10 protein-coding genes are annotated in these 13059 nt (G+C 57.4%); 5 read left to right on the top strand and 5 right to left on the bottom strand.

The window, feature by feature from the left end:
* Positions 1-25: 25 nt before the first annotated feature.
* Complete coding sequence (locus tag LEPTO7104_RS0100845) at positions 26-916, bottom strand: antibiotic biosynthesis monooxygenase (RefSeq protein WP_017296644.1); 891 nt, start codon at positions 914-916, stop codon at positions 26-28.
* Positions 917-1418: 502 nt separating this feature from the next.
* Between LEPTO7104_RS0100845 and LEPTO7104_RS0100840 the strand changes: the two genes are divergently transcribed.
* A complete protein-coding gene (locus LEPTO7104_RS0100840) occupies positions 1419-2852 on the top strand; it encodes a uracil-xanthine permease family protein (protein WP_017296643.1) in 1434 nt (477 codons plus the stop codon).
* 461 nt (positions 2853-3313) lie between these two features.
* The gene (locus LEPTO7104_RS0100830) at positions 3314-5305 is read left to right on the top strand and encodes an iron uptake porin (RefSeq protein WP_017296641.1); all 1992 of its coding nucleotides are present in this window, start codon (positions 3314-3316) and stop codon (positions 5303-5305) included.
* Positions 5306-5388: 83 nt separating this feature from the next.
* On the opposite strand, the gene LEPTO7104_RS0100825 is transcribed toward LEPTO7104_RS0100830, so the two are convergent.
* Both LEPTO7104_RS0100825 and LEPTO7104_RS0100820 read right to left on the bottom strand, forming a co-directional pair.
* The gene (locus tag LEPTO7104_RS0100825) at positions 5389-6840 is read right to left on the bottom strand and encodes an ion transporter (RefSeq protein WP_017296640.1); all 1452 of its coding nucleotides are present in this window, start codon (positions 6838-6840) and stop codon (positions 5389-5391) included.
* A 212-nt stretch (positions 6841-7052) separates the two neighbouring features.
* The gene (locus tag LEPTO7104_RS0100820; RefSeq protein WP_017296639.1) at positions 7053-7241 is read right to left on the bottom strand and encodes a CPXCG motif-containing cysteine-rich protein; all 189 of its coding nucleotides are present in this window, start codon (positions 7239-7241) and stop codon (positions 7053-7055) included.
* Between the two features lie 250 nt (positions 7242-7491).
* On the opposite strand from LEPTO7104_RS0100820, the gene LEPTO7104_RS32175 reads away from it, so the two are divergent.
* On the top strand, positions 7492-8043 hold the full coding sequence (locus LEPTO7104_RS32175) for a hypothetical protein (protein WP_017296638.1): 552 nt from the start codon (positions 7492-7494) through the stop codon (positions 8041-8043).
* A gap of 39 nt (positions 8044-8082) precedes the next feature.
* Here LEPTO7104_RS32175 and LEPTO7104_RS0100810 read toward each other — a convergent pair whose 3' ends face one another.
* Both LEPTO7104_RS0100810 and LEPTO7104_RS0100805 read right to left on the bottom strand, forming a co-directional pair.
* Positions 8083-8487: a DUF2721 domain-containing protein gene (locus tag LEPTO7104_RS0100810; protein ID WP_017296637.1), complete on the bottom strand. Its 405-nt coding sequence runs from the start codon at positions 8485-8487 to the stop codon at positions 8083-8085.
* Between the two features lie 88 nt (positions 8488-8575).
* Positions 8576-9580, bottom strand: coding sequence for a phosphoribulokinase (locus tag LEPTO7104_RS0100805; RefSeq protein WP_026072248.1), 1005 nt, complete (start codon positions 9578-9580; stop codon positions 8576-8578).
* A gap of 756 nt (positions 9581-10336) precedes the next feature.
* On the opposite strand from LEPTO7104_RS0100805, the gene petH reads away from it, so the two are divergent.
* Both petH and LEPTO7104_RS0100795 read left to right on the top strand, forming a co-directional pair.
* Positions 10337-11596, top strand: a complete 1260-nt coding sequence (gene petH / locus LEPTO7104_RS0100800) for a ferredoxin--NADP reductase (RefSeq protein ID WP_017296635.1) — start codon at positions 10337-10339, stop codon at positions 11594-11596.
* A gap of 115 nt (positions 11597-11711) precedes the next feature.
* A complete protein-coding gene (locus LEPTO7104_RS0100795; protein WP_017296634.1) occupies positions 11712-13022 on the top strand; it encodes a homoserine dehydrogenase in 1311 nt (436 codons plus the stop codon).
* Positions 13023-13059 lie beyond the last annotated feature (37 nt).

Genomic DNA, 13059 nt, shown 5'->3' with positions numbered 1-13059 from the left:
GTCGTCGGTAGCAGAGCTAACGGTATTACCCCTTGCAGTAGGTCTCAGGTTTGGGGGCAATCATCTTAACGGTCTGGTACAGATGGCTATCTGTGGTGAAGGCAAATTCGTCTAGCCCAGCATCTGTATCTTCAGCATCCGCCTCTCCAATCTCCGGTTTGGAAATCGCCAGCTTGAGGGTGGGGATTTGATCTAAATCGCTGAATTCGGCTGCGCTGCCCCAATTGGCCAACAGAGCAATGTGGGGAGTATCGATGCCTTTGAGCAATACGGCGGTGCGGGGGGCTGGGTAAAGGGTTGGCAAATCGGCCAAAATCGCCCTTCCTGCCGCCATGAGGTCGGCCTGGCGATCGGAGGAGTCGGCGGTAATGTCGCTAATCTGCACCACGGCCATACTGCCCGGAATTGCCGCAACCATACCCGGCGGCGAAACCACATCCTCAACGGCAAAAGTAGCGGTTAAAAACGGTTCCCCTAAGTCAACTGGGGTGTCTTTCGCTTTGCCTTTGCCCTTACCTTTTTCGCCCTTGGCGCTGGCGTATTTTTCGTAGTACTTGGTATAGTCCTCTGCTGCACCGTCCCCCGCCAGCGACGCCTGAAAGGTTTCGTAGCTGGCCTGATCTTCCCACTGGCTGAGTTCTACAACCCGGTACCCGTCGGCGCTGGAAAACAAACCCAGCCCATCAAACCCGGGAATGGTCTTGTAAAACGATTTCGCGATCTTATAAAACGACTTAACGGCATCGGCCTGGGTAGCAGGGTCGGTCTCGTAAAGCGACAGCACTACGATCGCGTCGTCACCGGCATTAAACACCATGGGCGTGGCCACCTTGTCGGCCCAGGCGGGGGAGCTGGGCAGAAGTAAACATAAGCTCAGCAGGCAGGCCCCGAGGATATTTCCCAGCCCTTTGACCATAGATAACTAGCCCTTGTGGTGAAAAAGGTGTTGATACGAATGGTTTATATAGTTTGAGGCCCTATCGTAGCCGCTGCCCAGGGCTAACTTTGTTACTCTAGATACGCTTTCAAAGCGACGCCTCCCTGGCGATTCCCTGGCTTTTAGGTGTCGATGGCCGACCGCTATCTTTTGCGAAGGCGATCTCGACTCAGCTGTAATCGTGGAAACTGCGGGACTTTCAACCAGTCCTGTGCTGTGGACTACAGAATCTCTCTGTACTTTCTCCTATAAGTTTTCTGAATATGTGTATACAGTGCACCGTATTCATGATGACGCTGCTCAACTGGCAGATTCACTGGTTTTTGGGGGAAGTGGGTGGATTTTCTTTAGGAATTTGCCCATTTCAGCGGCAAAGCAGGTTTTTGGTAACTAAGTGAACAAAAAATGTTGATGCTGCTTGCAATTCTGGCTTAGGTCGGGAAAATCGGACATTTTACAAAATACTGTTGTGGGAGGGTACATGTCACAGGCAGACCGCGAAAGCACCATCGAGCAGGAGATGGGCGGTGACAGAATTAGTTTTCAGTCTGAGTTGCTCTACGGTTTGACCGATAAGCCGCCGGTCGGCGAGTCTATTTTTGTTGCCATTCAGCACGTTTTGGCTGCGTTCGTGGGCATCATCACCCCAGGATTAATCATCTGTGGGGCGCTGGGGGTCAGTCCTGCGGACACGGGCATTATCGTCAGCATGTCTTTGTTTGCCAGCGGTATCTGCACGTTTATTCAGTGCCGCAAGTTTGGGCCTATAGGCTCTGGTCTCCTGAGTTTGCAGGGTACCAGCTTTGCATTTTTGGGGCCGGTGATTGGGGTAGGTACGGCGGCTGTCGCCAGCGGCAGTACTCCCGAACAGGCGCTGGCCTTAATTTTTGGTGTTTGCTTTTTTGGCTCCGCCATCGAAATTATTCTGAGCCGATTTTTGCATCTGCTCCAGCAGATTATTACCCCGGTGGTAACCGGCACTGTGGTCATGATTATTGGCCTCAGCCTGATTAAAACCGGCTTTTTTAGCCTGGCTGGAGGGGCGGCGGCGCTGAAGACTGAGACCTTTGGTAGCACCCAAAACCTGGCCCTGGGCGGTCTGGTGCTGGCCATTGTGGTGTTTTTGACTCTGTCGCAGAATCGCTTTTTGAGAATGGGGGCGATCGCGATCGGGCTGGCGATTGGCTACGTCATTGCCATCTTTTTGGGTTTAGTAGACTTTAGCTCCCTCAGCAGCCTGCCGATTATTCGGCTGCCCCTGCCCCTGCGCTACGGCCTCGATTTCAACTTTGCTGCCTTTGCTCCCTTTATCATTCTCTACGTGATTACTGCGATCGAAACCATCGGCGACCTGACGGCCACCTCGGCCGTTTCGGGTGAGCCGGTTTCGGGGCCAATCTACTTCCGCCGAATCAAGGGCGGGGTGCTCGGCGATGGCGTGAACTCAGCCATTGCGGCTCTGCTAAACACCTTTCCGAATACGACGTTCAGTCAAAACAACGGTGTTATTCAGATGACGGGGGTGGGCAGCCGTTATGTAGGCTTCTACGTGGCGGCTATCTTTGCCATCCTGGGTCTGATCCCTATTATTGGGGGTATTTTTCAGGTTATTCCTCAGTCGGTTTTAGGTGGGGCAACCCTGGTCATGTTTGGCTCCATTGCCGTAGCCGGACTGAATATTGTGGCCTCTACCGGGCTGGATCGCCGCTCTGCAGTCATCGTTGCGGTGTCTCTGGCGCTGGGTTTGGGGGTGGTCTACTCCCCCGACATTTTTGCCGACAAACCAGCACTGATCAAAAACGTGTTTTCGTCCGGCATCTCAACCGGTGGTCTAACGGCCATTCTGCTGAATATCCTGCTGCCCGGTCGACCTAAGGTTAGGGTCGAACCCAGCGCCGAGCTCTCTGAGGCTTAGCGTTGGGTTGGATGGGCTGCTCCATGGCCGCGCAGTCTACTCTGGCGGCCACAGGGCAGGGTTGAGTCAGTGCGTCAGGTCGCGGCGGCCAGGTCAGTGCGCTGCGCTGACCTGCTGATGCTGATGTCTCAGAATAGATTTCCTCTGGAGGGGGGCTGGGCGAAGGCCCTTGGCCAGGCCCACCTCTGGTTGTGGCGCGAGTGGTTTTGCATGCTGTGGGCTTTGATTTAGCCCACGGTCAAGATTTTGCCCCTAGCGGCTGGGGCTATTTGGCTTGAGAGGTCGGCAACGGTGGAGAAATCCAGGAAAGCCGGGTGAGTGTCCAGGCAGCTTTCTAGGGTTTTAAGACCGTTTCTCATGGCTTAGGAACGACGAGGTCTAATGGCCGTAGACGGGTTGGTGCCCGTTAAGTTCCTAAGGGCCGACGAATGTGTGGATGTGTTTAGGTGTGAGGAAAATCAATGGTGAACGTTTTGTCCTGGCGGGCTTTGGCGCGCCTCTGCGTGAATAATGGTGAGCGTGGCCTGGTGGCAGCTTCGGTGCTGCTGCTGTCGGCTACTACTGCGGTAGCGGCTGTGCCTGCGACGGAGACTGGAGATGAGGGTGACCAGGCGGCGATCGCGGCGATCGCCCCCGAGGCTGAAGGAGACGCCGCCCCTGGGCTAGCCCCCCTGGCGTCGACCGCTGGCGCAGCTGCGCCAGCCGAGTCTGCTGAAGCAGCTCCCGGGGTTCTAATGGCTGCTGAGCCACTGGAGGCTGCTGAACCCACCGCGGCTGAGCCACCGGCGGCCCCCGCCGAGGCCGCTATGTTTCGGGTTGACGACCTGGAGGCGGGGCTTGAAAGCGATACTAAGGTAAGCCCAACTGCGGCAAGTGACCTGGCCCAGGTGACCCGAGTTACCGATTTTTCTGACGTGCTGCCCTCCGACTGGGCCTTTCAGGCACTCAGCAACCTGGTCGAAAATTATGGCTGCATTCAGGGGTATCCCGACAGCACCTTTCGGGGGCAGCGCTCCCTGACCCGCTTTGAGTTTGCCGCTGGCCTCAATGCCTGCCTGGATGTCATTGTTAGCACCCTGGGCAGCGATGTTTCTGAGGAGGATTTGGCCACCATCCGCCGTCTGCAAGAGGAGTTTGCCGCCGAACTGGCCTCCCTGGGGGGGCGGGTAGACCAGCTTGAAGCAGACACCGCCGAGCTACAAGCTCAGCAGTTTTCCACCGTGACCAAGCTGCGGGGCCAGGTGTTTTCTAACCTTGGTGGCGGTTTCACCAACGGCAATATTTTGGCCGAGGGTGTCAATATCTTTGCCACGGGGCCTCGGGGGGCCAATGGGCGAACCACGGTGCGCACCATCTCCCGCAACCCTGCGATCAATACCACCAACCTGCTCTGGCTTAACTTAGACACCTCCTTCAGCGGCAGCGATCGCCTGAAGCTACAGTTGCTTACTGGTGCCGGAACCGGCCCCGCCAACCTCTACGGCTCAGCGGGTCTGTTTAATACCTTTGGTACAACCTTTGTGAATCAGGGTGGGGTACCTTCTGGGCAAGACTTTAGCGTGTTTATCCGCGAGTTCAGCTATTCCTTCCCGGTGGGGGACAGCATTACCATCGACGTTGGCCCTCGCGTTAACTGGTACGCCTACTTCGATAACAACCGCTACACTTTTTTCCTGACTGGGGCTAACAGCTTTAACTCCAGCGGCGGCACCCAGGTCAACGCCGTTGACCGGGGCACGGGGGCGATCGCGGTCTGGGATGTTGCCGACTGGCTGGATGTGCGCGTGGGCTATCTGGCCGAAAACACTGAGTTTATCGGTGGCCCTAAGGCGCCTGAAGATCCGAGTGTCGGTCTGTTTGGGGGCACCAGCACTATTACCGGTCAGATCGGCGTGCGGCCTTTCAACAACTTCAACCTGCGGCTGTTGTATACCCGATCTAACCTGACGCCCAACAGCGCCGGGCAGATCGGTGGCACCTTCAGCGAACCCATCTACGGCTTTGCCGACGATGGCGTTGGCGGCCCGTTGACCAATGCCCCAGCCGATACCTTTCTGGTGAACTTCGACTGGACGCCTGTAGACTGGCTGGGGCTGTTTGGCCGCTACAGCTACGGCAGCGTCGACTTAACCTCTGCCACTAGCAGAGTCGGCATCGGCAGTATCGACGCCCAGTCCTTCCAGGTCGGGGTTGCCTTTCCCAACCTGTTTAGGGAAGGGTCGCTGGCTACCGTCTCCTATCTTGTCCCGTTTAGTGTCGTCAGCGGAGAGCAGTTTCTGGCCTCAGGATATGGCGATGGCGGGCGGCAGCAGGAGCTAGAGTTTACCTACCGCTACCCGCTCAACCGCAACATTGCGCTTATGCCCTCTTTCTACTGGATCAAGCAGGCGAACAACTTCAGCAGCAACCCCGACATCTTCATCTTTAACATGTTGGCCGAGCTGTCCTTCTAAGTTAACCCTGCCGTCAAGGCGGTAAATCTGTGTGTCCGCTGCCCCGTCTGCGATCGATGATCAGACGGGGCTTTTTTTAAGCTTTAATCTTCAACAATGGTTGGCATTTTGCGAGCAATCACCACCAGCTGATCTCGGTAGGCAAGGCGATAGGTCGCGGGGGGATTGACCAGGGTGCGCCGCTTAGGCTGCCCCGCCGACTGGCTAATTTCTACCGCAATGGGCAGGGCGTCCTGGCGCTGTTTCATGCGCTCGACCGCCTGCCAAAAGGGCAAATCAACCCAGGTCAGGGGCACCGGCACTTTGTAGATCTGGTTGCCCACCTGCACCGTGAGCAGCTCGGCCAGCACATCCACCGACCCCTGGGCGCGGGCCGAGGTGGCAATGATGTGGCTGGTAATCTCATCGGCCACAATTACGTCGTCTACCCCGGCCGCCTTTAGCTCGACATCGTTGAGACGATCGAGCAGCTGAGCGCAGGTGTACACCGCCGGGTTGAGCTTTTCGATGGTGAGGGCAGCCAGTACCGTGCGGGCATCTATGTCCTGGTCGCTGCGAGGCCGCGAGGTGTCGGCCAGCAGAATCGCCCTGGCCGCGTGGGCAATGCCGACGGTTTGCAGGGCATCGATGCGGGTATAGTCGGCCGAGTGAAAATACAGTTTGGATAAATTCAGATGCTGCAACTCCTTTTCGGGGGTTTCGGTAAACTCAGCCACCACCACAATGGCGCTGTGCAGCATATCGGGGTCAAACAGTATTTCCTCTACCACGTGGGCACCGTTGCGGTTCCAGCCGCAGATCACCGTGTGGCCCGACAGTTCATCCAGTTCCATAGCGCGAAACTCCATCGCCGTACGCAGTCGTTGCACCATAATTGCAGAGACCAGGCCGGTCACGACCGCAAACAGGGTCAGGCCACCCAGCATTAGCATTAAAACCAGCAGTCGCCCCAGCAGGGTTTCAGGCTCAGCCCCCACGGGTTCGGAGGCGACTAGGGTAAACAGACTCCACCAAAAGGTTTTTGTCAGAGTGTCAGCGCCTGGGTTGGTGCCAGATTCGATCAGGTACAGCCCCAGCGCCCCAATCAGCACGATCACGCCAATGGTAGACAGTACTCCAATTTGAGCCCCTAGCCCTAGGGCCAGGGTGGGGGAGACTCGGGCCAGATTGCGGTTGAGCAGCGCACTGGCCCGCAGCAGCCGCAACAGCCGCAGCAGCCGCAAAATGGGAAACTGGATCGGAAAAGGCAGCACCGCCAGAATATCGACCCAGTAGAGGCGCAAAAAGCGCCAGCGGTTGTTAGAGGCCCAGCAGCGGGCGCCAAGTTCTAGCCAAAACACCGCCGTCAGCGCTGCTTGCAGGTGCAGCAGCTGGCTATAGCCAGGCTGAGTTGGGCTGGTGGAAATTTCTAAAAAAATCAGCACTACCGACAGCAAAATCAGCCCAATTAGCGCAAATTCCAGGGCTGGGGTTTGCAGGATTTTGTTTAAGCGGGCTTTGAAGGCGTCAGAGGGAGTTAGGGGCGCGGCGGGCATAGTCTAGCAGTGCCATAGGCTCTGGAGGCGAGATAGTGAGCAGGCCTGAGGGTACTGCCCAGACACCGGGGGCTGGGGTGACAACTGGCCTGGACGGGGCGCGATCGCCATTCTCGCCCAGCATACCCAAGCTAGGGGTAGCTAACTGCCCAGGGGCAACAGAAATGCCCCCGCCCGCAGCCGCTCAGTCCAGAACCCCAGAGCTTACAGAGCTACTCCACAAAATCGGCGGCAATGTCGATCGCCAGGGAAAGATCGTCCACCGTGATGTAGAGCTGATTGGGACGGCAGCACACCTGGCAGTCTTCAGTGTAGGTTTGGGTCAGCCCGGCAGAGAGATCCACAAAGGTCGTGTTGGGCTCGCCGCAAAAGGCGCAGGTGTATTCGGCGGTAGATTCCATTAGGAGGTGACCTTGACGACAGATCGGAACATGGGAACTACTCAACACGTCCTCATATTCTATAGGTAAGCTTTGACGCTAAGCTTTATGGATTGAGGTTAAACCCATAGCCCACTGAGTAGCCCTGAAGCGCCTTGCCCACAAGTTTAACCGCAAGCCTCAGCAGGCCTCGGCTACCACTCGCTACTTACTCTACCCCTGCGCTACAAAACTCGTACCGTTTCATTCTCAATTCCCTTTAGAGGTCGTGATGAAAGCAACTTTTCTAGCCGCCCTGGCCCTAACCCTAAGCCCTGTGGCTGTCCTGGGGCAAGCGTCCGCTGCCCAGGCTCAGCTCTTTGTCTCGTCGCCTATTCAGGCGGTTACCCCCAACAGCGAAAGGCTCTACCTGAACACCAACGCAACGGTTGAGCAAACCCTACGAGTCGGAGCCGCCACTAACCTCAATGGGCGCAGTATTCCTGCCGGGTCCACCATTCGGGGTCGGTTTGAGCCAGCCAAGGGTGGTGTGCGCTACGTAGCCACAGCGGTAGAAGTCAACAACCAGGTTTACCCGGTCAACGCCGCCAGTGAGCTGCTGCGCGACATCAAAGACCCGCGCGAAACCTCTACCGGTTCTATTTTGACCGACGCTGGTATTGGCGCGGCGGGCGGGGCCGCCCTGGGGGGGATTTTCAGCAATCGCATCTCCATTGGTAGTATTGTTGGTGGGGCCGCCGCCGGAGCCGTGATTGGCAATGTAACCGCCCAGCGGGTGGTAGTGGTAGAGCCTAACCAGACCCTGACTCTGACGAGTCAGTAGGCTTTGCTTCCGGGCTTCGATGCCGCCTGGCCTAAATTGCTAGCTAGGGGGAATACGACACTTGGCGTCGATGTCAGCCAGTTCGGCCTCGATCGCCCGGGTGCTGATGGCAATTTCGTACAGCGAGGTCAGCAGCGACGCCATCAGCAGCAGCAGACTGAGGCCAAACATTATCTCCGCCAGCTGCTGCTGGGCTACAAACAAGCCCAGCATCGACAGGGTGCAAAAAATAAAGCTCGATACCCCCAGGGCCTGCATCAGGCGAATTAGGGCAATGCGCTGGCGAAGATTGGCGATCTGGCGCTGCACCATGGTTTGAAAATAGTCGCGATCGGCGCTGTGCAGCTGACGAATCAGCTGAGCTAGCACCAGAAAGCGGTTGGTGTAGGCCAGCAGCAGCAGCGAAATAGCGGGAAACAGCAGGGCCGGAGTAGTCAGTTCCATGGCACGTAAAAAGGAGAGGACATCCGCATCGATATCCTCTCCTGATTGAGCCAGATACGCTATCGCGCTCAGCGCATTGAGCCAGATCCTAGGCGGTGGCGGCTACTTCGCGGTTGGCGGCGATTAGGCGCTCGTAGGTGGCGCGCATTTTGAGACCCACCAGCACCTGGAACAGGCCGCTGCCGTTCTTAGAACCGGGGTACTCGCGGTGCTTGAGCAGCAGCTCAGTCATTTCGCCGTAGTACTTGGTGGAGGTATTGCTGAGGTGGCTCTCGATGTAGATCAGCTCTTCGAGGCGATCGAACTGGCCATCGACCTCCAGCACCGAGACCTCATGCCCGTAGTAGGAGTCGGGGCCGTAGTGCATGCGAATGCCGGGGTAGGAGCAGGTGAGCTTGCGCCCGCAGGGAATCCAGTCGATGGTGGAGCCTTCGTCGAACAGGTAGACGGGTTCGAAACCTTCGATGCCCTCCCGCTGCATGAGGCGCACCCGCAGCACCTTCTTCTCTTCGTCGTTGGGGATAAGCTGGGTGGGCAGAATCTGAATGACTACGTCGGCGTACTGCTTTTGGATGTCGATGTAGGCTTCAAAGTCGGGGCGGCGGGCGTTGATGGAGGCCAATACGTCTTCGTAGGTGTGGCCACGCTCAGCCATGTCGCGCTGAATCTTCCAGGCGATTTTGACCTCATCGCTGATGTCGAGGTAGACGCTGAAGTCAATCAGCTCGCGCACGCGCTCGTCGTAGAGGGGGTGCAGGCCTTCGATCACGACGATGCGGTTGGCGTCAACCCGCTCGGGGGGGTCGAGTTCGCCGGTCTCGTGGTTGTAGATGGGCTTGTCGATGCTCTTGCCGTCTTTCAGGGCCTTGATCTGCTCGTACATCAGATCAAAATTGTTGGCCTTGGGGTCGAGGGCGGTCACCCCAGCCGCCTTACGCTGCTTGCGATCGAGGCTGTGATAATCATCCAGGCAGATGACGGTCATGAATTCAGCGCCGAACAAATCGCTCAGTCGTCGTAGAAACGTAGACTTGCCGCATCCAGAGTCGCCGGCGACACCAATTAGAACTACTTTGTCTGGCTTGCTGATCATAAGTTCCCTCTAAACAACCTTCTATAAAAATAGAGCCCAGCGTTGAAACGTAACAGAGGAGCCACCAACCCCAGAGGTACCCCTGGCTTGGCCTGCATCTCCAGTGCTCTGGGGCGATCGCCCCGAGCGGCACATTACTTAACCGATGAATGTCGCGGCTGTAAAGCCCGAGATGCCCTGGCACAGGGAAGCGAACCTTTCCCGATATGCCCAACACCATCGCCTGAACGGCTGAAGCTAGTAAACACTCAGCCCAAGCGCCGACTTCTGTTCAATTCCCCTGCACCCGCTAAACCGCCAAAGGCACGAGCTAGCCCAGAGGATAAGTATTTCTACCGCAGCTAGCTTCATCCTATCAGAAGCTAGTATCCTTCACAACAGTTTTTGGCGGGGGATCGGCTAGGCCTCAGTGGATGCTATTTGGCCTGGGGAGAGATTTTAGATTAACTTAACGCCCGCTGCTGCAAAGGACACAATCTTTCCCGCAGGATATTACTAGAGTGCAACCATTCACTGGGGCATAGATTCAGGTCGGGCAAGAGTTAAATGCGGGCTACTCAGTCTGCTAAATCTCCTGTCCCTCGGCATTACGCCGTCTTACAGTGATACCCTAAGCTAAACATATTTCTAGTGCCGCCGTTTCTAAGCTGGCCGCCGGGCCACCTGAAGTAGGGTCATTAGAACAAAAGCGACGGGTCATGACGGTGTGCCTCCGTCGCACTTAAGTTGGGTTTAGAGAGTCACTGAATTTTAGATATGTACAATCCAAGTGTGAGCGGCGGCAACGCCAGTACTGTGGCCGGAAGCCGTTTGTTTTTATACGAAGTGCAGGGTCTGCGCCAAAACGCAGAAACCGATCAGATGAACAACACCATTCGCAAGAGTGGCAGCGTGTTTATTACGGTGCCCTACAGCCGTATGAATCAAGAGATGCAGCGCATTACCCGAATGGGCGGCAAGATTGTCAGCATTCGACCCATGGAAGACGTGGGTACCGCTAGCAATGCCGAGCCTACACCCATTACGGCGCCCGTGGCCGCGCCCGCCGAAGCTGTTGCCCCAGCCGAGACCGCGCCCACCCAAACCAAGAATAAGCCCATGACTCAAGCCGCGCCCAAGGCCGCTGCGAGCGTGCCCATTAACCTCTACAAGCCCAACAGCCCCTATGTCGGCAAGGTATTGTCGAACGAACCGCTGGTTCGAGATGGTGGTTCAGGGATTGTGCAGCACATTAAATTTGATCTCTCGGGAGGCGATCTCCACTACGTGGAGGGTCAGAGCATTGGCATTATCCCCGACGGCATCGATGACAAGGGCAAGCCCCACAAGCTGCGCCTGTACTCCATCGCCTCGACCCGCCACGGCGACGACATGGATGACAAAACCGTGTCGCTCTGCGTGCGTCAGCTCGAATACAAGCATCCTGAGACGGGTGAAACCGTCTACGGCACCTGCTCCACCTTCCTCTGTGGGATTGAGCCCGGCGCTGATGTGAAGATCACCGGGCCTGTGGGCAAGGAAATGCTGCTGCCTGACGATCCCGAGGCCACCGTCATCATGCTGGCGACAGGTACGGGGATTGCCCCCTTCCGCGCCTACCTATGGCGCATGTTCAAAGACGCTGAGCGCCAGAAGAACCCTGAGTACCAGTTCAAGGGTATGGCCTGGCTGATCTTTGGCGTGCCCTATACGCCCAACATTCTCTACAAAGAGGAGCTGGAGCAAATGGTAGAGCAGTACCCCAACAACTTTAAGCTCACCTACGCCATCAGCCGCGAGCAGCAAAATGCTGAGGGTGGCCGCATGTACATTCAGCACCGCGTAGCTGAGCATGCCGACGAGCTGTGGGACCTGATGCAGAAGCCCAACACCCACACCTACATGTGCGGTCTGAAGGGCATGGAAGACGGCATTGACGAAGGCATGACCGTCGCGGCTACTAAGCACGGCGTCGACTGGATCGAGTTCCGCAAGCAGATGAAGAAAGAGCACCGCTGGCACGTGGAAACCTACTAGGTCACGCGCTAGGCAAAAAAAAGAAGGGCCCATTCGGCCCTTCTTTTTTTTGCCTAGCAGCAATCCCTTTACAATTGGGCATAGCGATCGCGGTAAGGAATTCAGGCCATTGGTTATGCGTGTTGGGCTGCTGGGGCTGGGAACGGTGGGGTCCGGAACGGCCAAAATTTTGCTCGATCCGGCCCACCGCCACCCGCTAGTGGGGCAGATTGAGCTGGCTAAGGTGGGGGTGCGGAGTTTGGATAAGCCGCGATCGGTCGAGATCGGGGGCGATCGCCTCACCACCGACCTGGAGAGCATCGTCAGCGACCCAACTATCGACGCCATAGTTGAGGTGATGGGGGGGCTGGAACCGGCGCGATCGCTGATTCTCAAAGCCATTGCCCACGGTAAGCATGTGGTGACGGCCAACAAGGCGGTGATCGCCCGCTACGGCGACGAGATCTTCACCGCCGCCAACGCAGTGGGAGTCTACGTGCTGCTGGAAGCGGCGGTAGCCGGGGGCATTCCGGTGATTCAGCCCTTGAAGCAGGCCCTGGGGGTGAACCGCATTCGCGCCGTAACGGGGATTATTAACGGCACCACCAACTACATCCTCACTCGCATGCAGCGGGAGGGGGGCGACTTTGAGGCAATTTTGGCCGACGCCCAGCGGCTGGGCTACGCCGAGGCTGACCCCAGCGCCGACGTGGACGGGCTGGATGCCGCCGATAAGATCGCGATTTTGGCGTCGCTAGCCTTTGGGGGTCGGATTAAGCTTTCGGAGGTCTACAGCGAGGGCATTCGTCAGGTGACCGCCGCCGATATTGCCTACGCCGATCGCCTCGGGTTTGTCGTTAAGCTGCTGGCGATCGCCCGCCGCGACGGTGAGTTTGACGAAACCTCGGACCAGGCGCTAGATCAGCTACAGCTGCGGGTACACCCTACCCTGGTGCCCGTCAGCCACCCCCTGGCCTCGGTCAGCGATGTCTACAACGCAATTTTGATTGAGGGCGACCCGATTGGCCAGGTGATGTTCTTTGGCCCCGGGGCCGGGGAAGGGCCGACGGCCAGCGCGGTGGTGTCTGACCTGCTGAACCTGGCGGCTAATTTGCGCGCGGGGACGACGCCTCAGGCTACTAACCCGCTGCTGGCCTGTAGTCATCAGCATTACTGCAAGGTCAGCCCCATGGCCGATATCGTCAGCCGCTTTTACGTGCGGCTGCTGGCGGAGGATGCGCCAGGGGTGATTGGCAAGTTAGGGACGTGTTTTGGCCGTCATCAGGTGAGTTTGGAGTCGATTGTGCAGATTGGTCAGCAGGAGACGCGGGCGGAGATTGTGATCGTCAGCCATGAGGTGACGGAGGCGAACTTTCAGACAGCGCTGGATGAGCTGCGCGAGTATCCTGAAATTCACAGCGTCGCCAGCGTGCTGCGGGTGTTGTAACCGCCTCTGCTCTGGCCCTCACGATCTTCGCTTTATC

This window comes from Nodosilinea nodulosa PCC 7104, from assembly GCF_000309385.1.
Classification (GTDB): Bacteria; Cyanobacteriota; Cyanobacteriia; order Phormidesmidales; family Phormidesmidaceae; genus Nodosilinea; species Nodosilinea nodulosa.
The sequence above is the reverse complement of the archived record's forward strand: the minus strand, read 5'-3'. Positions and strand labels throughout refer to the sequence as shown.